Raw genomic sequence first — 20,295 nt, 5'->3', positions numbered from 1 at the left:
GGCCCTGCGGCGTCCGGCCGGTCAGCGGCCGCCGTGGATCAGTTCGACGGAGAAGCCGTGGTCGGTGGCGACGGCGGGCGTCCTGACCTGGGTGACCCCGGTCGCGGCGTTGTAGTACCAGCCCGAGGCGGCCGAGTCGAGCGCCGCCGCGGAGTCCAGCCGGGGCAGCGGTCCGCCCTGCGTGACGACCAGGCGCGGGGCGGGCTTGCCGTGCACGGTGAAGCGGTACCCCCGCTCGGCCGGCTTGCCGGTGTAACTCCCCACGCTGGCACCGACCTTGACCACGGTGACCGGCCCGTGGGCGCGGACGTCCACCCGCTGGGTGGCCGAGGCGCCGGCGGCGAAGCCGCGGGTGACGCCGTCGTCCTCGTACAGGGTGTAGGAGGAGTCGCCCTGCGGGTAGAGGTCGTAGTCGAGCCGGGTGCGGTCCCGGTTCTCCCAGGACAGCGTGCCCTCGGGCCACATCGGCACGATCGAGCCGCCCTTGACGAACAGCGGCAGGGTGTCCAGCGGCGCGGAGTAGCCGTTGACCGTGGTGGGGCCCTGGTAGGTGCGCCCGGTCCAGTAGTCGGTCCAGGTGCCCTTGGGCAGGTAGATGCCGTCGCGCACCGAGGTGTCCGAGTAGACCGGTGCGACGAGGAAGTCCGGCCCGGCCAGGAACTCGTACCTGGCGTTCGGGCCGAGGGTCGCCGGGTCGTCCGGGTACTCCAGGGCGAGCGGACGCACCGCGCCGACGCCCGTCCTGGTGGCCTCCGCCGACAGCGTGTACATGTACGGCAGCAGCCGCTCCTTCAGCTGGAGGTACTTGCGGTTGATCGAGGTGTAGGGCTCGCCGTCCAGCCAGGGCTGCTGGTCGCGCTGCTCCTTGCCGGCCATGTCCCTGGCCCAGCCGTCCATGGTCATGATGGCCGGGAGGAAGGACTTCCACTGGAGGTCGCGGGTGTACATCTTCGGGTCGCGGCGGTAGATGGAGCCGACGTCGCCGGTGTTGTAGGCGATGCCGGACATGGTGGCGCCGGCGTAGGTGGGGATCTGCCAGCGGATGTAGTCCCAGGACAGGCTCTGGTCGCCGCTCCACAGGACGCCGCAGCGCTGGGCGCCGGCCCAGGAGACGGGCAGCCAGACGAAGCCGCGGGCGTCGCTGCCGTCCTCGATGCCGGCCTTGGCCTGGTCGCAGGCGTTCAGCGCGAAGTCGTAGCCGTTGCCGACCCAGGCGACGTCGAGCTTGCGCACCAGGGCGCCGGCCTTGACCTCGGCGGCCTGGTCGGGCAGGCCGTTCTGGGTCCAGAGCCCGAGCTGGGCGTGGTCCTTGCGCAGGCCCTCGCCGGTCTGGGCGAGGTTCTCGTAGCCGCAGCCGTAGCCGTCGTTGACGAGCATCCAGCCGAGCGGCATCTGGTTCCGCACGTAGCCGTCGGCGACCTTGAGCGCGTCGGTGGTGTGGCGTTCGCCGCGGTTGGCGTTGCGCAGGTAGCAGTCGGAGTCGCCGGGCTCCAGGCCGTAGACGGGCGGCATGAAGGGCTTGCCGACCAGGGTGGTGTACTTGCCGATCACCGACTTGACGTCACCGGTGAAGTAGTAGGCGTCCAGGCGCCGTTCCTGCTGTCCGGTGCGCACGGGCGAGCCGAAGTCGTAGCTGCCCGGGGCGAAGGTGTTGCGGAAGACGCCGTAGCCGGCGGTGGAGATGTAGAACGGCTGCGAGTTGTTGTAGCCGCCCTCGTTCCAGTTGGTGCTGTTGGCGACGTGGACGGTCTTGTCCCGGTGGGAGAAGGAGCCGTTCTGCTCGCCGCCGCCGAAGAACTGCTCGTCGGCGCCGCGGACCAGGCTCTGCCGCAGCCCGCTGGTGGACCAGCGTAGCGGGGCGTCCTCCTGCCAGACGGCGGTGCGGTTGTCGGCCTTGTACAGGCCGAACCTCAGGGGGTGCTTGTAGACCCGCAGCACCTGGTCCTTGGAGCGGATGCCGTAGTAGTCGCCGGCGTCGAACGACGAGGTGCCGCGCTGGAGTTCGGGCTGCTTGCGGATGATCGTGCTGCCGGCCGGGTCGGTGAGCACGCCGTCCGGGGCGGCGCGCAGCCGCAACTGGTCGTCGGCGAGGAAGTCGACCTTGGCCTTGAGGGTGCCGGCGGCGATGTCGTAGCTGCCCTGGCCGCCGGAGAAGGAGGTGAGGTCTCCCGCGTCGGCGGTCTGCGGCAGGTAGGCGCGGCCGGTGAAGGAGCCGCCGTGCACGTCGTAGGGGACGACCAGGACGTGGTACGTGCCCGAGGCCTTCGGGATGACGGTCGCCTCGGGGTTGGCGGTGCCCGCGCTCTCGGCGACCTCCTTGCCGTTGGCGTCGTAGACGTAGAGGTCGAAGTCGTCGGTGGGGTTCTGCCACTGGATCGAGAGCGGGACGCCGCCCTCGGGGTTGTCGTCCCAGTAGCCGGCGGGCGCGTCGACGGTCAGGTCGAAGCGGCCGCAGACCGTGCCGTCCGGGTCCTGGGCGGCGGACGGGCAGGAGGCGGCGCCGCCGAGGGTGCCCTTGGCGTACGTGGGGCTCTGCCAGGTGGTGCTCTGGTGGCCGCCGTCGAGGACGGCGGAGCCGGGGGTGGCGGCGCGGGCCGGCAGGGCGGGCCCGGCCACGGCGGCGATGCTGGTGAGGGCCACGGTGAGGGCGGCCCGGCGGAGGCGAGGTCGTACCAAGCGCACGGTGTGTTCTCCCGTCGGATGAGCAAGAGATGTTCACTTACTGCGCGAAGCTGCTTGAACATGGGGGAATACAAGCAACATTCACAGTTGTGGCCGGTCCATGTCAATGGCGGGGTCACCGTTCCCGACACCCCGGACGGCCGGGGCTACTTGACCGATCCGGCGGTCAGCCCGGAGACCACGTGGCGCTCGATGACGGCGAACAGCACCACGACCGGCACGATCGCGACCACCGATCCGGCGAACAGGTAGTTCCACTCCACGGTGTAGTTGCCGATGAACCCGTTGATGCCGACGGTCAGCGGCTGGCTCTCCGGGGCCGTCGACAGGGTCAGGCCCATCACGAACTCGTTCCAGGCGGAGATGAAGGTGAAGATCACCGCGGTGACCACGCCGGGCATGGCCAGCGGCAGCACCACCCGGCGCAGCGCCCCGAGCCGGCCGAGGCCGTCGAGCAGCGCGGCCTCCTCCAACTCGACCGGGATCGAGCCGATGTAGGCGGTGAGGATCCAGACGGCGAAGGCCAGGTTGAAGGCGGCGTTGCAGAGGATCAGCGTCCAGACCGAGTTGAGCATGTCCAGCTGGTAGAACTCGCGGTAGAGGCCCACCAGCAGCGAGGTCGGCTGGAACATCTGGGTGACCAGGACGAGCAGCAGGAAGAGCTTGCGGCCCCGGTACCTGAACCGCGCGGTGCAGTACGCGGCGGGCAGCGCGACCAGCAGCGCGAGCACGGTGGAGCCCCCGGCGACCAGCAGGGTGACCTTGAGATTGGCGCCGAGCGTCGACTCGCGCCAGACGTCGACGAAGTTGGACCAGGCGGGGTGGCGCGGCAGGTAGCCCGCGTCGCGCAGTTCGTCGGCGGGGCGCAGCGCGGTGACGGCCATCTCCAGGTACGGGAGCAGGAAGACCGCCGCCAGCAGCCAGGCCGCCGCCGCCATGACCAGGGCGCGCGGCCGGATCCGGTGCGCGGGCGGGCGTGGCCGGTGCGCGGGCGGGCGGGCCGTCAACGCTCCTCCCCGTTCCAGCGGCCGACCTTGAGGAAGACCAGCACCATCAGCACCACCAGGGCGAAGTTGACCACCGACATGGCCGCGGACTCGCCGATGTCGGTGTTCTTCAGCTGGTACATGAACACCGTGCTGGTGGCCGTGGCGCTGCCCGGGCCGCCCTGGGTCATGCCCCAGATGACGGGGAAGGAGTTGAAGACGTTGATCAGGTTGATCACGAGGCCGACCAGGAAGGCCGGGCGCAGCAGCGGCAGGGTGATCCTCCGGTAGGCCTGCCAGGGGGAGGCGCCGTCCACCCGGGCCGCCTCGTACAGCTCGCCGGGGACGGTCTGCAGGCCGGCGAGCAGGGTGTAGGTGGTGAACGGCAGCGAGACGAAGACGGCGACGAGGACCATCCAGGGCCAGGCGGTCGACGGGTCGCCGAGCCAGTCCCGGGGGCCGTCGACCAGGCCGAGGTCGGTCAGCGCGGTGTTGAGCACGCCGGCCGTCCGGTCGAGCATCCACCGGAAGCCGATGGCGGTCATCAGGACGGACGCCGCCCAGGGGGCGATCAGGGCCCAGCGGGCGAACCTGCGCCCGGGGAAGCGCTGGTTGAACAGCTGGGCCAGGCCGAGCGAGAGCGCCATCGTCAGGCCGACGACGGCCACCGTCCAGACCACCGTCGAGAGCAGCACCCGGCCGAGGTCGGCCTCGCCGAGGAGCTTGCGGTACTTGTCCAGCCCGGCGGAGCCGCGGACGAACCCGCTGGTGCTGATGCGCAGGAACGAGGTGCGGACCATCTCGTAGACGGGCCACAGGACGACGGCCAGGATCAGCAGGACGGCCGGGGCGATCCACGGCAGTGGTCCGAGCCGACCGGGGCCGGAGCCCGTCCGGGCGGGCCGGCCGGGCCCGGGGGCTCGGGGGGTGGGGGAGTCGAGGGACACGGCGGTGCCTTTCGGACGGGGCGCGGGCCGGGGCGGGCGTGTCCTACTTGTTAGCGACGGCGTCCCGGGCCTTCTTCTGCAGGTCGCCGAGCACCTTGGCCGGGTCCCCGGCGACGGCGGTGCCGATGCTCTTCTTGAGCTCGGCCGAGACCGCGTCCCAGGTGGTGTTGCCGAGCGGGTAGAAGACGGCGTTCGGCAGGAGGGCGAAGAACGGTTCGAGGTCCTTGTGCTTGCCGCTGGCGGTCATCTCGCGCAGGGTGCTCTGGGTGACCGGCATCAGGTTGTAGGTCTCGTCGAAGGCGAGCGTGTTGTCCTTGGAGTACGCGAAGTCGAGGAACTTCCTGATCTGGTCGCGGTGGCCGTTCTTCTTGAAGGCCATCGTCCAGTCCGCGACGCCGAGGGTGGAGGCGAGCGGGCCGGTCCTGCCGGGGATGGGCGCGACGCCGTAGTCGACCTTGCCGTCCTTGGCCATCTGGATCAGCGAGGGGTGGCCGTTGGCCATGGCGGCCTTGCCCGCGGCGAAGTCGGCGAAGGCGGTCTTGCGGTCGGTGGTGGCCGGGTTGGCGTAGGTCAGGCCGGGGTCGACGAGGTTGGCCTTGAGCCAGCGGAAGGTGTCGACGTCGGCCTGGCTGTCGATGGCGTACGTGCCGTCCTTGGCGGTGGGGCCGCCGCCGTTGCCGAGCTCCCAGATCATGCTCTCGCCCTGGGCCTCCTCCGGGCCGAGCGGCAGCGCGTACGGGGTGACCCCGGGCGCCTTGGCCTTGATCAGTTCGGCGTCCTTGCGCACCTCGTCCCAGGTGGCGGGCGGCTGGGTGATGCCGGCCTGCTGGAAGACGGCCTTGTTGTAGAAGAGGGCGCGGGCGGAGGAGACGAACGGGATGCCGTACTGCACGCCGTCGACCCGGCCGGCCTCGGCGAAGCTCGGGATCAGGTCGGCCCGGGTGTCGGCGGACAGGACGTCCTCGGCCTTGTAGAGGAGGTCGTCGGCGACCTTGTCGGCGTAGCCCCCGGTCTGCAGGACGTCGGGGACGTTGCCGCTCTGGATCATCGTCTTGACCTGCTTGTCGATGTCGTTCCAGTTCATCACCTGGACGTCGACCCTGATGCCGGGGTTGGCCGCGGTGAACGCGGTGGCGACGCCGTTCCAGTAGGCCTTGGAGCTGTTGGACTCCTTCTCGCCGTAGTCGGCGGCGACGAGTTTGAGCGTCACGGCGCCGTTCGGGGAGGACCCGCCGCCACTGCTGCCGCCGCACGCCGTGAGGGCGAGCGCGCCGACGGCACAGACCGCCCAGAGGGTACGTACACGTGTGTTCACCGCAGTTACCGCCTTCGTACGCCGCTTGATCCTAGTTGCTTGAAGAGCGCTGGTTCTGAGCAGATTCGAAAGAGCGTGGCGTCGGGCAGTATTCACGAGGCGGACCGGCGGGGTCGAGGTGTCGCCCGGATGTCGTTATCGGACCGTTGCATGACAACTGACGGTGCGACAGAGAGCCCGGCCGGTTCTCCCCGGCCGGGCACCCCGCGTGAACAGGTCAGACGCGCGCGACCCGCACCCCGCAGGCGGCGATCGCCTTCTCCTGCGCCGCGGTGGCCTCGTCGTCGGTGACGAGGTCGTGCACCTCGGCGAGCGGGCAGATCTTGGCGAAGGTCACCCGGCCGATCTTGGTGCTGTCCGCCAGGACCACCGACCGCGCGCTGGCGTGCAGGAACGCGCGGTCGGTCTGGGCCTCCATCTCGTCGTGCGTCGTGCAGCCGTCCTGCGCGGTCAGGCCGTCCACCCCGATGAACGCGAGGTCCAGGTGGTACTGGGCGAGCATCCGGTCGGCGGCCGGCCCCACCAGCTCGTAACTCGTGGTCCGGGCCAGGCCGCCGACCACCACCAGGCGGACCTCCGGCCGGACGATGAGGTCCGCCGCGATGTTGACCGCGTTGGTCACGATGGTGATCCCGCCGCGCTCGGCCAGCACCCGGGCCAGCTCGCTCGTCGTCGTGCCGCCCGTCAGGCCCACCACGGCGCCGTCCGGCACCAGCCGGTCGGCCGCCAGCGCGATCCGCCGCTTCTCCGCCTGCCGCGTCCCGTGCTTGTGGCGCAGCGGCAGTTCGAGGTTGACGGCACCGGTGACCGCCCCGCCACGGGTGCGGTGCAGCAGGCCCTGGTCGTGCAGTTCCTGGAGGTCCCGGCGGACGGTGGCCGGTGACACCTGGAGGAGGCCGGCCAGCTCGTGCACATCGGCGCTGCCCGCCTCGGTGATGTGGGTGAGGATCCGGGCGGTACGGTCGGCTTTGAGCATGGCCGAAGTCTAGGGCGTGTCCGTTGGATCACGTCGGGCCCGTGCGGCGGCGGCCTGTGCGCAGAACCGAACACCGGGCGGGCCGGAGCCGGCCGGGGCAGCCCGGAGCGGGGGCGTCACCGGGTGGCGAAGACCCAGCGGTTGGCGGCGAAGGCGTCGTGGGGTTCGGGCCGGGGGCCGCGGCCGTAGTGGCGGGTGAAGTCGAACGGGGTGTGGACGGTGGTGGACCAGCCGCGCGCGGTGAGATCGGCGGTGGTGTCGGGGCGGGGCCCGGCGTCGAACAGGGCGAGCAGGTCGACCCCGAGCCGCTCGCGAGCGGTCGTGTAGACGGGGTTGTCGCGGACCGCCGCGGACTCCGGTCCGAGCTTGGCCTCGTACGCCAAGGTGCTTCCTGCGGCGCCGAGTCGGTCGACGGCGGCCGCGAGTCGCTGTTCGGCGGCGGCGGGCAGGTAGGGCAGCAGGCCCTCGGCGAGCCAGGCGGTCGGCTCGGCGGGCTGGAAGCCGGCCGCGGTGAGGGCGTCGGCCCAGTCGCCGCGCAGGTCGGCGGCCACCGGTACGCGGCGCGCCGCCGGCCGGGCGTCGACCCGGTCGAGGACGCGCTGCTTGAAGGCGAGGACCTCGGGCCGGTCGACCTCGAAGACGGCGAGGTCGGCGGGCCAGTCGAGCCGGAAGGCCCGGGTGTCCAGGCCGGCGCCGAGCAGGACGACCTGGCGGACGCCCAGGTGGGCGGACCACAGCAGCTGGTCGTCCAGCGCCCTCGTCCGCAGGGCGAGGTAGCGGCCGAGCCGCCCCCAGAGCGGATCGGCCTCGCCGCCCGGGACGTCCCGGGGGTGCACCGGCCAGTGCGCGGAAGACCGGGCGGCGCGTACGAAGTGCTCGGCGTGGGCGTCCCGGGCGAGGGCGTCGGGGCGGTGGGTCTCGATCGCGCGGGCGGCGGCGACCATCAGGGCGGTCGGTCCGACGCCCTCGTCGACGCCGGCACGGGGGCGGGCGGCGGTGGCCATGATCCCTCCTGGTGTTCGGACTTCGGGAAGCCGCGACCAGGTCCTGTCCGGCAGGATCGGCCGGACAGGACCTGCCCGGCGGACCGGTCGTGGGTGGTGGCGCGGGCGGCCGTGGGCCCGGTGCGCGAAGCGCGGGACGGCGCCGCCGGGCAGGTGCGGGGCGGCGGCGCCGTCGCTCAGCCGATCCGGGGCGGGCGCGCCCCGGGGAGATCAGGCGGCCGGTTGGCCCACCAGCAGGTCGCCGGGGATGCCGACCTTGTCCGGGGCGTAGTAGTCGCGGATCCCGGCGGCCCAGACGGCCACCGTGATGCGGTCCTCGGGGGTGGGGCCGAAGGCGTCGAAGAGGGCGTGGACGTTGGCGTGCTCGAAGCCGATCGCGGACATCAGCGCCACGAACAGCGGGCGCTCGATCAGGCCGTCGCCGTCCGGGTCGCCGAGCGCGGCCAGGGCGTCGGCGAACTCGCCGGCGGTGGGGCCGAAGCGCTCGGGCGAGAGGACGAAGCCGCCGAACTCCTCGCGGCTGATCACGCCGTCGCCGTCGGTGTCCAACTCGCTGACCAGGGTGGTCCAGTAGCGCCGGAAGGCGGCGCGGATCGCGGCCTTCGCGGCGTCGTCCGAATCGGCGGCGGCCGCGACCACGCGGGCCGTCATCAGGTTGAAGTCGTCGACCTCGACGACGCCGTTGCGGTTGGCGTCGAACAGGGAGAAGACGAGGTCGATCCGCCGGGTGGCCTCGGTGGGCATGTGTCGCTACCTCTTTCCGTGGGTTCACGCGTGTCCGCGGGTCCACGCGTTCCGGTGGGACCGGATGGTGTGCGTCCGATCGGTCTCCCCACTATCGGCCACCCGGGTCGGGGCGGATGAGTCATGATCGAGTTCTTCACCTGATGGAGTGAACTATCAGCGTTCGAAAGCCAGTTGGCGCGCAAACGGCCCTGCTCGGGCCGCCGGGGCGGCCGGCCGCCAGTCGGCGGGGCCGGTGGGCGGGAGGTGCCGGGGCAGGCCGGGCGTCCAGCGCTTGGTCCCGTCGGGCAGGACGGCGAGGGCCTCGACGCCGGGCTGCCGGGCGGCCCAGACGAGCGCGCGGTCGGGGCCCATCGCGAAGGCGCCGGTGGCCCAGGCGTCGGTGCGGGCGATCCCGGTGCCGGGGGCGCCGACCAGGGTCAGCGAGGCGAGGCCGAGCGCCGGCCGGCCGGTGTGCGGATCGAGGATGTGCGCGCCGCGCTCGGCGGTGCCGGAGGTGGCCACCGCGAGGTCGTCGCCGCCCAGGACGGCGGCCAGCGCGTCCGGCCGCAGCGGGTGGGCGACCCCGATCCGCCACGGCCCGCCGGCGGTCTGCACGTCCCCGCCGCCGCTGACGCAGTACTGCCGGGCCCCGGCGGCGCGCAGCAGCCCCGCCGCCTCCTCGACCGCCCACCCCTTGACCCAGCCGCTCGGGTCGAGCCGGCCGCCGGGCCGCTCGGTGAAGAAGCCGTCGGTCTGCGCGGCGACCTCGCGGCAGGCGGCCAGGACGGCGCGGACCTGCGGATCGCAGTCGGCGAGGGCGAGTTCGCCCCGGTCGAGGCGGCTGATGTCGCTGTCCGGCCGGTAGGGCGAGAACACCGCGTCGATCCGGTGCAGCCGGTCGGCGATCCGGCGGAGCGCGGCGGGCGTGTCCGGGCCGGGATCGCGGACGGCGATCGAGAAGACGGTGCCCATGACGGGTTCGGCGTGGCGGAGCACCGTGCCTCACCGCCCGGCGCGGTCGAGCGCGCTCTGTAGGGAGCGGACGTAGCCGTCGCTGGTGAAGGTCGCGCCGCTGACCACGTCGATCCCGGCGCTCTGCGCGGCGATCGCCTCCTGGTTGAGCAGGGGCAGCGCGGAACTGTTGATCTCGCGGTCCCGGCGGTCCTCGGTGGGGTACTTGACGACGTCGACGGCGGTGATCCGGCTGCCAGCGAGGGTGACCTCGACCTGGACGGGGCCGTAGCGGGTGTTCACGGCGTCGCCGGTGACCTTCCGGGTGCCGCCGGTGCCGCCAGAGCCACCGGCGGCCGGTGCGGTGGGGGAGCCCGACGGCCCGGCGGTGGCGTCGGAGGCCCCGGCGGCGGTGCCGGACGAACCGGTGCCGGACGAACCGGTGCCGGACGAGCCCGTGGCACCGGACGAGCCCGTGCCGCCGGAGCTGATCACCGGCGCGGGCCCGGTGGCCCCGTGCGGTTTGAGGGAGAGCAGCAGGACGACTCCGGCCGCGGTGGCGGCACCGGTGACGACGGCTCGGCGCATGGGCGGGGCTCCTCGGGGTGTGGTGGAGGTGGCGTGGTGGGACGGGCTCGGCAGGTCCGGCGGGCTCGGCGATCGGGCTCAGAAGTCGAAGGACTCCCGGTGGATGCGCCCCGCCCGCACCCCGGCGGCCCGCAGCGAACGGACGGCCTCCTCGGCCAGCGCGTCCGGCCCGCACAGGTAGACCTCGTGCTCGGCGAGGTCGGGGACGAGCCGGGCGAGCGCGCGGCCGAGGTCGCCGATCCGCGCCCGCGGGCCGACCAGTTCGTGCACTGCGGCGCCCCGCCGCCGGGCCACCTCCGCCAGCTCCGCCCGGAACAGCACGTCCTCCGGGCGTCCGGCCCGCTGGACCAGGGTCAGCTCGCCCGGCAGCGTCTCGAACAGCGCCCGCAGCGGGGTGATCCCCACCCCAGCCCCGAGCAGCAGCACCCGGCGCCGCCGTTGCAGCCGCCCCGTGAACGCCCCGTACGGGCCCTCGGCGCGCACCGGGGTGCCCGGGCGCAGCGCGGCCACCGCGGCGCTGTGCCCGCCGAGGTCCTTGACGGTGAAGCGCAGGAAGTCCGGGCGCGGCGGCGCGGACAGCGAGTACGGGTTGGCGGCCCACCGCAGGCCGGGAGTCTGGAACTGGAGGCGGAAGAACTGGCCCGGCTCGGCCCGGAGTTCGTCCAGCCGCCGACCGGTCAGGAACAGCGACACCACGCCCGGCCCCTCCCGGCGGACCTCCGCCACCCGCAGCCGGTGCCGGCGGTCGAGCCGCCAGGGCCGGGCCAGCCGGTACCAGCCCAGCAGGGCGGCGGTGCCGAGGTAGAGCGCGTACCAGGCGGCGCGGGCCGGGCCGTCGCCGAGGTCGGCGCCGGTGGCCAGCTGGTGGCCGAAGGCGAGCGCCACCGCGAGGTAGGTGGCCAGGTGCAGGTAGTACCAGGCCTCGTACGGGAGGCGGCGCCGGGCGGCCCGGGCGGAGACGGCGCCGGTGCCCAGCATCAGCAGGGTGCCCAGCGCGGCCTTGAGCATCTCGGAGTAGTGGAGGACGATCTCCACGCCCTCGCCGAACAGGCCGCGCCCGTCCGTCAGCGCGTACCCCCAGACGACCGACAGCACGTGCACCGTCACCACGGCGACCAGCCAGCGCCCGCCGAACGCGTGCCAGCGGGCCAGCCGGTCGGCGCCGACCCCGCGCTCCACCGGCGGCAGCCGGGCCATCAGCAGGAGCAGCACCGGCGCCGCGTACCCGGCGAGCAGGCCGGTGATCCGGCCCGCCCCGGTCAGCCAGCCGGCCGCGCCGGCGACCGCCGGGGTGTCGGACCACCACAGCGCGAGGACGCCGAGCGCCCCGGCGGCGATCAGGCCCAGCACCGCGTCCGGCCGGGCGGCGGCCGGGCGGCGCGGGGCCGCCCGGCGGGTGCGGGCGGCGGGTCTCGGCGGGGCGGCGGTGGCCATCGGGGATCCTCCTTCGGGCCCGGCGGGCGAGCACCGCCGGGGCGCACCACGATCGCACCGCAACCTCTGAGCCGGCTCTGAACCGGGGCCGTCGCCCCCGTCGCCTCCGGCGATGTCGCCGCAGGTCAGGGTGGGTGGATCGGGTTTCCCGGGCGACTGCCGGTCTCACGGCTTTCTCATCGCGGTGGGCCAGGATGAAGGCGGCCGACCGCCTGCACCCAGGGAGCACCATGGACGACACCGCCGAGCGGGGCGCCGACCGGCAGGACTGGCGGGTCCTCGTCGTCGACGACGAACCGGACCTGGTGGAGGTGGTCTGCGGCGCGGTCCGCTACGAGGGCTGGCAGGCACGGGGCGAGACCACCGGTCTGGCCGCCGTCCGGGCGGCGGCGCACTGGCGCCCGGACGCCGTGGTGCTCGACATGATGCTCCCCGACCTCGACGGCATGGAGGTGCTGCGCCGCATCCACGCCGAGCGGCCCGAGGTGCGGGTGCTCTTCCTCACCGCCCGGGACGCCGTCGAGGACCGGATCGCGGGCATCGCGGCGGGTGGCGACGACTACGTGACCAAGCCGTTCAGCCTGGCCGAGGTGGTGGTCCGGCTGCGCGGGCTGCTGCGCCGCGCCACCCCGCCGGGGGCCGCGGGGCAACCGCCCGCGCACGCCCTGGTGCTCGGCGACCTCGTCCTCGACGAGCGGGCCCGCGAGGTCACCCGCGCCGGTGAGGTGGTCGACCTCAGCCCGACCGAGTACGCGCTGCTCGCCCACCTGATGCACCACCCGCGGCAGGTGCTCAGCAAGGCGCAGATCCTGGACGCCGTCTGGTCGTACGACTTCGGCGGGCAGGCGCACGTCGTCGAGCTGTACATCAGCTATCTGCGCAAGAAGCTGGACGCGGGCCGGACGCCGATGATCCACACGGTGCGCGGCGCCGGCTACCTGATCAAGGCGGCCCCGTGACCGGCCGGCCCACGACGGGCGGCCCCGTGACCGGCGGCCCCGTGACGGGCGCCGCCAGGGCGCGCCGCCGGGCCGCCCGGCTGGTGCCGCGGACGCTGCGGGCCCGGCTGATCGCCGGCCTGCTGGTGCTGCTGGTGGTGACCTGCGCCGCGGTCGGCCTCGCCACCACGGCGGCGCTGCGCCACTTCCTGGTGGACCGCCTGGACCAGCAGCTCGCCGACGCCGGCGGGCGCTACGCCGCCAGCCTGGAGCACGCCGGCCAGGGCGGCGGCACCGACACCCGGGCGCAGACCCCCGGCACCCTGGGCGCCCGGCTGCTGGATGGCCGGGTCACCGCGGCGGGCGTGGTCGACGGGGACGCCGACGACGCCAACGGCCCCAGCGCCGACGACCGGCTGGTGTTCTCGCCGGCCGAGCAGCGGGCCCTGGCCGCCCTGCCGGTCGGCGGGCCGGCCCGCACCGTCGACCTGGGCCGCGCGCAGGGCCACTACCGGGTGCGCGCGGTGGCCGGCCGGGACGGCGACGTGCTGGTCAGCGGACTGCCGCTGCGCCCGGCCGAGGACACCGTGGACCGGCTGGCGACCCTGGAGCTGACCGTCTTCGCGATCGCCGTCGCCGGGGCGGGGGCGGCCGGGGCGGTCTGGGTCGGCTGGTCGCTGCGTCCGCTGCGGCGGGTGGTGGGCACGGCCGAGCGGGTCGCCGCGCTGCCGCTCGCCAGCGGCGCCGTCACGCTGGCCGAACGCGTCCCGGACGACGATCCGCGGACGGAGGTCGGCCGGGTCGGCGCGGCGCTCAACCGGATGCTCGGGCACGTGGGCGACGCGCTGGCCCGCCGGCACGCGGTGGAGGAGCGGCTGCGGGCGTTCGCGGCCGACGCCAGCCACGAGCTGCGCACCCCCGTGGCGGCGGTCCGCGGCCACGCCGAACTCGCGCTGCGCCACCCGGGCGCGGTGCCCGGGCCGGTCCGGCACTCGCTGGAGCGGATCGACGCCGAAGCGGTGCGGATGGGCGCGATCGTCGAGGACCTGCTGCTGCTCGCCCGGCTGGACGCCGGCCGGCCGCTGGCCGACGCCGAGGTCGACCTGACCCGGATCGCGCTGAACGCGGTGGCCGACGCCCGGGCGGCCGGGCCCGGGCACCGCTGGCGCCTGGCGCTGCCCGAGGAACCGGTGCTGGTGCGCGGGGACGCGGACCGGCTCAGCCAGGTGGTGGTCAACCTGCTGGCGAACGCCCGGACCCACACCCCGCCCGGCACCGAGGTCGAGCTGAGCCTGGAGCCGGCCGGGGCGGGGGTGCGGCTGGCCGTCGCCGACGACGGCCCGGGGATCGCGCCGGAGCTGGCGGGCCGGATGTTCGAGCGGTTCGTCCGGGGGGACCGCGCCCGCTCGCGCTCGACCGGGTCGACGGGGCTCGGCCTGTCGATCGTGCGGGCGGTGGTCCGGGCGCACGGCGGCACGGTGGACGCGGCGAGCCGGCCGGGGCGCACCGTGTTCACGGTCCGGCTGCCGCTCTGACCGGGGGCGGCCCCCAGGGCGTGGGCGTGGCGGTGCGGAAGCGGTGGCGGTACTCGGTCGGGGTGGTGTCGAGCCGGCGGCGGAAGGCCCGGACCAGGGTGTCGGTGGTGCCGAACCCGCAGTCGGCGGCGACGCGGTCGAGCGTGGCATCGGTGGATTCGAGCTGGTGGCGGGCGAGTTCGACCCGGGCCGACTCGATGTAGGCGCTGGGCGTGGTGCCCAGTTCGGTCTTGAAGATCCGGGTCAACTGCCTTTCGCTGACGTGGGCGTGGGCGGCGAGATCGGGGACGGTGAGCCGGCCGGTGAGGTTGCGCAGGACGTGGTGGCGCAGCTCCTCGACCCGCCGGGTGGTGGAGACGGGTTCCAGCGGGACACTGAACTGGCTCTGGCCGCCGGGGCGTTTGAGGTACATCACGAGCTGGCGGGCGACCCTCAGCGCGAGCTCCTCGCCGAAGTCCTCGGCGACCAGGGCGAGGGAGAGGTCGAGGCAGGCGCTGATGCCCGCGCCGGTCCAGACGTCGCCCTCGCGGATGAAGATCGGGTCGGCGTCCACCTCGATCTCCGGGTACTCGGCGGCCAGTTGCGCGGCGGTCGACCAGTGGGTGGTGGCGCGCTTGCCGTCGAGGAGCCCGGCGGCGGCGAGCAGGTGCGCGCCGACGCAGACCGAGGCGATGCGGCGTGAGCGCCCGGCGAGGGTGCGCACCCAGTCGACCACGGCCGGGTCGGTGCGCGGGCGGACCCGGCGCGGGCCGTCCACCTCGACGGCGCCGGGCACCAGCAGGGTGTCGATGGCGCTCGCGGCGGCCTCGTCGAAGGTGAGGTCGGGCAGGATCCGCACGCCGGCGGCGGTGGTGACCGGGTCCGCGGTCGCGGCGGCGAGGACGACGCGGTAGCCGGTCGCGTCGCCGGTCTCCCGCCGGACGAGGGAGAACACCTCGGGCGGTCCGGTGACGTCGAGCAGGTCGACGCCCTCGAACAGGACGATGACGATCAGTCGTTGTACGGCGCCCACGGCCCCCACCTTGCTCTCTCGATGCTCTCTCGATGTCGGAATCTGCAGGTTAGACGGCATTGCCGACATCCGGTGGCCGGTCGTAGCGTTCCGGAGGCGGGCCGCCGCGGCCGTCGCAGCCGCCGCCCGCCCTTACCCGTGTACCGAACCGAAGGTGGTCCCCCCATGCCCACGACGACCCTGCGCGCCCTGAACGGCCTCGACGAGACGCCCGCCACGCTCGCCGCGTCCACGCTGATCCTGATCGACTACCAGAACACCTACGTGCGCGGCGTGATGGAGCTGGAGGGCTGGCGGGAGGCGCTCGACGCGGCCGCGGCCCTGCTCGCCCGGGCGCGTGCGGCGGGCGCCACGGTCATCCACGTGATCAACGACGGCGGCGCGGGCACCCCGTACGACGTCCGTGCCGAGATCGGGCAGATCCACCCCGCCGTGGCGCCGGCCGAGGGCGAGGCCGTGGTCGTCAAGCAGGCCCCGGACGCCTTCGTCGGCACCGGCCTGGGCGCCCTGCTCGACGAGGCCGGCCACCAGGACGTGGTGGTCGCCGGCTTCATGACCCACATGTGCGTGGCCTTCACCACCGCGGGCGCCTTCCTGCGCGGCAACCGGCCGACCGTCGTCGCCGACGCCTGCGCGACCCGCCCGCTCGCCTCGGCGGGTACCCGGGTGAGCGCCGCCCAGCTGCACCGCAGCGCCCTGGCGACCATCGGCGACCTGTACGGCGTGGTCGTGGAGTCCCAGGCCGCGCTGAGCTGAACCGTTCCCGCCGGGGCCCGGCCCGTCGGCCGGGCCCCGGCAGCGGCGGTGTCAGGCCAGCGGACGGCAGAGCAGCGCGTCCGGGACGCCGGCGTGCAGCCAGCGCCAGGTGAAGGCGACTCCCGCGACGTACTCGTTCGAGGCGCACTGCCCCTTGTAGGCCCCGGGAGCCCAGTCGCTGGCCGCCGAGTCGGCGCCGGTGGTGACCGGGGGCCGGTTGTCGCCGTGGTCGAACCAGAGCACCCGGTCGGTCGCGGCGGGCGGCGCGGCCGCGGCCGGGGCGCAGAGCAGGGCGGCCATCGCGTCGGCGCGGACGCTGTAGCCGACCGCGAACCGGCCGTCCGGGCACTGGAGTTTGTCGTAGCCGGGCGCCCAGTCGCCGCCGGTGACGTAGCGCTCGTCCGTGACGGTCGTCCAGGCGTCGGGCCCGGTGGCGGGCTGCCCGGCGTCGGTGCACAGGCCACGGCCGTCACCGCGGCCGAGGCCGATCAGGCGCTGGCCGTCCGGGCAGTTCCCCTTGCGGTTGCCGCTGCTCCAGTCGGGCAGGGCCAGCATCCGCCGGGAGGCGTTCTGGTCGGCGTGGTCGAGGTCGAGCAGGTTCCAGCGGGCGGGGACCGGGACCGGGCCGGTGTACCCGGGGGCGGCGACCAGTCGGTTCCAGTACGCGGCGCGCCAGTCGCCCGGGTCCTCGACGCTCAGCCGCCGGCCCGCCCGGTCGTAGTGGAGAAGTGCCCAACTGTCCTGTGGTACACCGTCGTTGTGCCACCCGACCAGCGGCCAGACGGCGAAGTCGGTGTCGTGCTCGGCCAGGATCGCGGTGAAGCGGTCGAACCAGGCCTGCTCCTTGGCGTCGGTCGAGCCCCGCCCGCCCGCACCGAACTCGCTGATCCAGACCGGGGCGGTGAAGTGCTGCCCGGCGCGGGTGACGAAGAGCGCCTCCTCGTCGACCACCGCAGCGAGTTGACCGGGCGTCAGGTCCTGGTAGCGCGGATCGCCGGTGGCGCCCGGCCCGCTGCCCGCGCCGGTGTTGGCCGAGCCGGTGTACCCGTAGAAGTGCGCCGAGTAGACCAGCTTGCCCGAGTCGATCAGGGTGTGGGAGAGCGTGGCCACCGGCTTGAGCATCGGACGGCCGTGCGGCAGGCCCGCCAGCGGGACGCCCTGCCAGTTGATGCCCTCCATGATGATCAGCAGGTCGGGGGCGGCCCGGAGGATCCGGTTGCCCGCCTCCTCGAAGGCGGCGTACGCGTCGTGGCCGTCGCCCAGGCCCCAGTTGGGGTCGTCCCAGGTGTCGCGGCGGACCTCGTTGCGCAGGTCGGCGCCGACCACGCGCTTGTTGGCCCGGTACCGGTTCACCATGAACAGCCAGTCCTGCTCCCAGGTCTCGGTGGACTGGCCGCTGTTCCACCGCTCGTTGCCGTCCAGGCCGCAGCAGAACCGGTACCTGGTGGTGTGGTTGTTGAGGATCACCGCGAACCCGTCGGCGGTGAGCGCCGCCACCACCGCGTCGTACACCTGGAGCGGGGTGCTGCCGCGCAGCCCGGGGTTGGCGGCGACGGCGGCGTCCGGGACGGCGGCGGTGTCCCGGATCATCGCGTCCGCGAACGGCAGCCGGACGCTGTTCAGCCCGAGGCTGTGGAAGCCCGCCATGATCTCGGACAGCGGCGCCCGGTCGAGGCCGAGCGGCAGGTTGTACGAGACCTGGCCGGCCTGGTTGTTCGCCGGATCGGTGGTCGAGCCGCTGCCCTGCCACGTGCCCTGCGCGCCGGACCAGTTGCCGGACTTCAGCTTGAACCGGTCGCCCGACGCGTCGACGACGTACCGCCCCCGGGTGCTGAGCGGCCCCGCCCAGGAGGCCGCCAACTGCGCGCCGCTGAGCGGCACCGGGGCGGCGGCGTCGGTGGCGGCGGCCGGGGCGGGGGCCCTCGCGGGGATGGTCGCCGCAGTGCCGGTCGCCGCAGTGGCCGCCAGCGCAACGAGCAACGTGGACAGCGCCGTTGCCGCGGACAGCGCGCGGAGCGCGAGTCTTCTCATGATGGTCCCCAGCGGTGAGGGTGGGTGGGTGTCCGTACACGGTCACCCGGGATCCTGGCACAGTCGCGCCTCGCCCGGCAGCCCTCCGGTCCACCCCGTCCGTCCTCTGGACGAATACCTCTCACTGAGAGCTAAAATCGGGGGTATGAGTGCGACACCGGAAACGCTCGCCCCCGCACCGGCCGCCGACCTCCCGGCGACCCCCGATCCCGACGTGGCCGACGAACTCTCCGCCCTGCTGGTCGGCATCCAGCGCCTGGTCCGCCGCCGGCTGCGGCAGGGACTCACCGAGCCGAGGCTGCGCGGGGCGCAGATCGAACTGCTCCGCCTGGTGATGGACACCCCCGGGCTGCGGGTGTCCGACGCGGCCGAGGAGCTGTGCCTCGCCGGCAACTCGGTCTCCACCCTGGTCAACCAGCTGGTCGCGCTGCGGCTGCTGCGCCGGGAGGTGGACCCGGCCGACCGCCGGGCCGCCCTGCTGTACGCCACCGACGAGGCCGTCGAACGCCTCGCGGTCTGGCGGGCCCGGCGCGCCGCGCTGGTGGGGGAGGTGGTGGCCGGGCTGCCCGCCGACTCCCGGGCGGCCCTGGCCGCCGCGGTGCCCGCGCTGCGCGAGGTGGCGACGGGCCTGCGCACCCGGCCCGGTGAGCCGGGGGAGGAGGAGCGATGACGTTCCCGGAGGACGGCGGTGACGCGGCGGTGGCCTGCCGCGGTCTGGAGTACACCTTCCACCACGGGCGCGGGAAGGGTGCCGGCACCAAGGCCGTCGACGGTGTCGACCTGACGGTGCGCACCGGCGAGGTGTTCGGCCTGCTCGGCCCCAACGGCGCGGGCAAGACCACCACGATCCGGGCGATCACCACCCTGCTGCCGGTCCGCGCCGGCATGGTGCGGGTCTTCGGCCACGACCCCGCCCGGCAGCGGATGGAGGTCCGCCGGCTGCTCGGCTACGTGCCGCAGCAGCTCTCCGCGGACGGCGGGCTGACCGGTCGGGAGAACGTCGCGCTGTTCGCCCGCGTCTTCGACGTGTCGCACGGCGAGCGCCGCGAGCGGGTCGCCCAGGCGCTGGCCGCCGTCGGCCTCGCCGAGGCGGCCGACCGGATGGCCGGCACCTACTCCGGCGGCATGGTCCGCCGGCTGGAGCTCGCCCAGGCCCTGGTCAGCGCCCCGTGCCTGCTGGTGATGGACGAGCCCACCATCGGCCTGGACCCGATCGCCCGCACCGGCGTCTGGGAGTGCGTCGAGGCGGTCCGGCAGGCCACCGGGATGACCGTGCTGGTCACCACCCACTACATGGACGAGGCCGACCGCTACTGCGACCGGATCGCCCTGATGGACCGTGGCCGGATCCGGGCGCTCGGCACCACCGAGGAGCTGAAGACCGTGGTCCGCGCGCAGGATCCGCAGCTCGCCGACCCCAGTCTGGACGACGTGTTCCGCCACTTCGCGGGCCGCGAGCTGGCCCCCGGCGAGGCTCCGGAAGGAGAGTTCAGCGATGTCCGCCGTACCCGCCGCACCGCCTCCCGCGTCGGCTGAGCCCCCGGGCCCCGCCACTGCCGCTGCCACTGCCGCCGCGACCGCCGCCCGTCCCGACCTCGGCCTGCTGCTGGTCCCCCCGCGCGCCCGCACCGGCTGGCGGCTGGTGCCCGCCCGGACGCTGGCGATGTGCACCGTCGAACTGCAGAAGCTGCGCCACGACCGCACCGAGCTCTACACCCGGGCCGTGCAACCCGCGCTGTGGCTGCTGATCTTCGGGGAGACCTTCACCCGGCTCAAGGCCATCCCCACCGGCGGCATCCCCTACCTGGACTTCCTGGCCCCCGGGATCATCGCCCAGTCCGCCATGTTCATCGCGATCTTCTACGGCATCATGATCATCTGGGAGCGGGACTCCGGGGTGCTCACCAAACTGCTGGTCACCCCCACCCCGCGCGCCGCGCTGGTGACCGGCAAGGCCTTCGCCGCCGGGGTGAAGGCGGTGATCCAGGCCGTCGTCGTGGTGGTGATCGCCGCTCTGCTCGGAGTCGCGATGACCTGGAACCCGCTGCGGCTGCTCGGGGTCGTGGTCGCCGTGCTGCTCGGCTCGGCGTTCTTCTCCTGCCTCTCGATGACCATCGCCGGCATCGTGCTCACCCGTGACCGCCTGATGGGCATCGGCCAGGCGATCACGATGCCGCTCTTCTTCGGCTCCAACGCCCTCTACCCGGTGGACCTGATGCCGGGCTGGCTCCAGGTGGTCAGCCGGGCCAACCCGCTCAGCTACCAGGTCGACGCCCTGCGCGGGCTGCTGATCGGCACCCGCGCCCACCTCCCGCTCGACTTCGCCGTCCTGACCCTGGCCACCGTGCTCGGCATCACCGCGGCCTCCGCGCTCCTCGGCCGCCTGGCCCGCTGACCCCGCGCGCCCGCCGGTC

Annotated in this window: 18 protein-coding genes; 6 read left to right on the top strand and 12 right to left on the bottom strand. The window is 74.0% G+C overall.

Going from position 1 to position 20,295, the window contains the following annotated elements; all coding sequences use genetic code 11:
- Positions 1-21: 21 nt before the first annotated feature.
- The 10 genes from ACIOGZ_RS06780 to ACIOGZ_RS06735 all read right to left on the bottom strand — a co-directional run bounded on the left by ACIOGZ_RS06780 (position 22) and on the right by ACIOGZ_RS06735 (position 11,609).
- A complete protein-coding gene (locus ACIOGZ_RS06780; RefSeq protein WP_400985110.1) occupies positions 22-2,682 on the bottom strand; it encodes a TIM-barrel domain-containing protein in 2,661 nt (886 codons plus the stop codon).
- 146 nt (positions 2,683-2,828) lie between these two features.
- Positions 2,829-3,689 carry a carbohydrate ABC transporter permease gene (locus ACIOGZ_RS06775; protein WP_400985108.1) on the bottom strand — a complete coding sequence of 287 codons (861 nt, stop codon included), beginning with the start codon at positions 3,687-3,689 and terminating at the stop codon, positions 2,829-2,831.
- Positions 3,686-4,615: a sugar ABC transporter permease gene (locus tag ACIOGZ_RS06770; RefSeq protein ID WP_363586606.1), complete on the bottom strand. Its 930-nt coding sequence runs from the start codon at positions 4,613-4,615 to the stop codon at positions 3,686-3,688. Before ACIOGZ_RS06770 ends, ACIOGZ_RS06775 begins: the two co-directional genes overlap by 4 nt.
- A 43-nt stretch (positions 4,616-4,658) precedes the next feature.
- Entirely contained in the window at positions 4,659-5,930 is a 1,272-nt protein-coding gene (locus ACIOGZ_RS06765) for an extracellular solute-binding protein (protein WP_363586605.1), read from the bottom strand.
- Positions 5,931-6,147: 217 nt separating this feature from the next.
- The gene (locus ACIOGZ_RS06760; RefSeq protein WP_363586604.1) at positions 6,148-6,906 is read right to left on the bottom strand and encodes a DeoR/GlpR family DNA-binding transcription regulator; all 759 of its coding nucleotides are present in this window, start codon (positions 6,904-6,906) and stop codon (positions 6,148-6,150) included.
- 116 nt (positions 6,907-7,022) lie between these two features.
- Complete coding sequence (locus tag ACIOGZ_RS06755; RefSeq protein ID WP_363617593.1) at positions 7,023-7,910, bottom strand: SAM-dependent methyltransferase; 888 nt, start codon at positions 7,908-7,910, stop codon at positions 7,023-7,025.
- Positions 7,911-8,120: 210 nt separating this feature from the next.
- Positions 8,121-8,654 carry an EF-hand domain-containing protein gene (locus ACIOGZ_RS06750; RefSeq protein WP_363617591.1) on the bottom strand — a complete coding sequence of 178 codons (534 nt, stop codon included), beginning with the start codon at positions 8,652-8,654 and terminating at the stop codon, positions 8,121-8,123.
- Between the two features lie 156 nt (positions 8,655-8,810).
- On the bottom strand, positions 8,811-9,608 hold the full coding sequence (locus ACIOGZ_RS06745; RefSeq protein ID WP_400806166.1) for an FAD:protein FMN transferase: 798 nt from the start codon (positions 9,606-9,608) through the stop codon (positions 8,811-8,813).
- 30 nt (positions 9,609-9,638) lie between these two features.
- Positions 9,639-10,175, bottom strand: coding sequence for an FMN-binding protein (locus ACIOGZ_RS06740; protein WP_400806119.1), 537 nt, complete (start codon positions 10,173-10,175; stop codon positions 9,639-9,641).
- Positions 10,176-10,253: 78 nt separating this feature from the next.
- Positions 10,254-11,609 (bottom strand): ferric reductase-like transmembrane domain-containing protein, encoded by a 1,356-nt coding sequence (locus tag ACIOGZ_RS06735; RefSeq protein WP_400985105.1) that lies wholly within the window; start codon positions 11,607-11,609, stop codon positions 10,254-10,256.
- A gap of 230 nt (positions 11,610-11,839) precedes the next feature.
- Here ACIOGZ_RS06735 and ACIOGZ_RS06730 point away from each other — a divergent pair, with 230 nt between their 5' ends.
- Complete coding sequence (locus ACIOGZ_RS06730) at positions 11,840-12,568, top strand: response regulator transcription factor (RefSeq protein ID WP_363586599.1); 729 nt, start codon at positions 11,840-11,842, stop codon at positions 12,566-12,568.
- A 41-nt stretch (positions 12,569-12,609) separates the two neighbouring features.
- Positions 12,610-14,082, top strand: a complete 1,473-nt coding sequence (locus ACIOGZ_RS06725) for a HAMP domain-containing sensor histidine kinase (protein ID WP_363617625.1) — start codon at positions 12,610-12,612, stop codon at positions 14,080-14,082.
- On the opposite strand, the gene ACIOGZ_RS06720 is transcribed toward ACIOGZ_RS06725, so the two are convergent.
- The gene (locus ACIOGZ_RS06720) at positions 14,060-15,094 is read right to left on the bottom strand and encodes a DJ-1/PfpI family protein (RefSeq protein ID WP_363617583.1); all 1,035 of its coding nucleotides are present in this window, start codon (positions 15,092-15,094) and stop codon (positions 14,060-14,062) included. The genes ACIOGZ_RS06725 and ACIOGZ_RS06720 overlap by 23 nt on opposite strands.
- 165 nt (positions 15,095-15,259) lie before the next feature.
- Here ACIOGZ_RS06720 and ACIOGZ_RS06715 point away from each other — a divergent pair, with 165 nt between their 5' ends.
- Positions 15,260-15,850, top strand: a complete 591-nt coding sequence (locus ACIOGZ_RS06715) for an isochorismatase family protein (protein ID WP_363617581.1) — start codon at positions 15,260-15,262, stop codon at positions 15,848-15,850.
- A 51-nt stretch (positions 15,851-15,901) separates the two neighbouring features.
- Here ACIOGZ_RS06715 and ACIOGZ_RS06710 read toward each other — a convergent pair whose 3' ends face one another.
- Positions 15,902-17,881 carry a glycoside hydrolase family 5 protein gene (locus ACIOGZ_RS06710; RefSeq protein ID WP_400985103.1) on the bottom strand — a complete coding sequence of 660 codons (1,980 nt, stop codon included), beginning with the start codon at positions 17,879-17,881 and terminating at the stop codon, positions 15,902-15,904.
- A 145-nt stretch (positions 17,882-18,026) separates the two neighbouring features.
- Here ACIOGZ_RS06710 and ACIOGZ_RS06705 point away from each other — a divergent pair, with 145 nt between their 5' ends.
- The 3 genes from ACIOGZ_RS06705 to ACIOGZ_RS06695 are packed head-to-tail and all read left to right on the top strand — an operon-like array spanning position 18,027 to position 20,276.
- Entirely contained in the window at positions 18,027-18,551 is a 525-nt protein-coding gene (locus tag ACIOGZ_RS06705; RefSeq protein WP_400985101.1) for a MarR family winged helix-turn-helix transcriptional regulator, read from the top strand.
- Positions 18,548-19,417, top strand: a complete 870-nt coding sequence (locus tag ACIOGZ_RS06700; RefSeq protein ID WP_400985099.1) for an ABC transporter ATP-binding protein — start codon at positions 18,548-18,550, stop codon at positions 19,415-19,417. The genes ACIOGZ_RS06705 and ACIOGZ_RS06700 overlap by 4 nt, the downstream gene beginning before the upstream one ends.
- Positions 19,377-20,276 carry an ABC transporter permease gene (locus ACIOGZ_RS06695; protein WP_363617575.1) on the top strand — a complete coding sequence of 300 codons (900 nt, stop codon included), beginning with the start codon at positions 19,377-19,379 and terminating at the stop codon, positions 20,274-20,276. Before ACIOGZ_RS06700 ends, ACIOGZ_RS06695 begins: the two co-directional genes overlap by 41 nt.
- Positions 20,277-20,295 lie beyond the last annotated feature (19 nt).

Origin of the sequence: Kitasatospora sp. NPDC088160, from assembly GCF_044741445.1 — a bacterium.
In the GTDB taxonomy this organism is placed as follows: domain Bacteria; phylum Actinomycetota; class Actinomycetes; order Streptomycetales; family Streptomycetaceae; genus Kitasatospora.
The sequence above is the reverse complement of the archived record's forward strand: the minus strand, read 5'-3'. Positions and strand labels throughout refer to the sequence as shown.

Bases quoted from the DNA above. Each gene is read 5' to 3' on its own strand.
- ACIOGZ_RS06760 (WP_363586604.1), bottom strand. From the start codon at position 6,906: ATGCTCAAAGCCGACCGTACCGCCCGGATCCTCACCCACATCACCGAG.
- ACIOGZ_RS06740 (WP_400806119.1), bottom strand. From the start codon at position 10,175: ATGCGCCGAGCCGTCGTCACCGGTGCCGCCACCGCGGCCGGAGTCGTC.
- ACIOGZ_RS06710 (WP_400985103.1), bottom strand. From the start codon at position 17,881: ATGAGAAGACTCGCGCTCCGCGCGCTGTCCGCGGCAACGGCGCTGTCC.
- ACIOGZ_RS06730 (WP_363586599.1), top strand. From the start codon at position 11,840: ATGGACGACACCGCCGAGCGGGGCGCCGACCGGCAGGACTGGCGGGTC.
- ACIOGZ_RS06705 (WP_400985101.1), top strand. From the start codon at position 18,027: ATGAGTGCGACACCGGAAACGCTCGCCCCCGCACCGGCCGCCGACCTC.
- ACIOGZ_RS06695 (WP_363617575.1), top strand. From the start codon at position 19,377: ATGTCCGCCGTACCCGCCGCACCGCCTCCCGCGTCGGCTGAGCCCCCG.
- ACIOGZ_RS06735 (WP_400985105.1), bottom strand. From the start codon at position 11,609: ATGGCCACCGCCGCCCCGCCGAGACCCGCCGCCCGCACCCGCCGGGCG.
- ACIOGZ_RS06700 (WP_400985099.1), top strand. From the start codon at position 18,548: ATGACGTTCCCGGAGGACGGCGGTGACGCGGCGGTGGCCTGCCGCGGT.
- ACIOGZ_RS06715 (WP_363617581.1), top strand. From the start codon at position 15,260: ATGCCCACGACGACCCTGCGCGCCCTGAACGGCCTCGACGAGACGCCC.
- ACIOGZ_RS06750 (WP_363617591.1), bottom strand. From the start codon at position 8,654: ATGCCCACCGAGGCCACCCGGCGGATCGACCTCGTCTTCTCCCTGTTC.
- ACIOGZ_RS06755 (WP_363617593.1), bottom strand. From the start codon at position 7,910: ATGGCCACCGCCGCCCGCCCCCGTGCCGGCGTCGACGAGGGCGTCGGA.
- ACIOGZ_RS06745 (WP_400806166.1), bottom strand. From the start codon at position 9,608: ATGGGCACCGTCTTCTCGATCGCCGTCCGCGATCCCGGCCCGGACACG.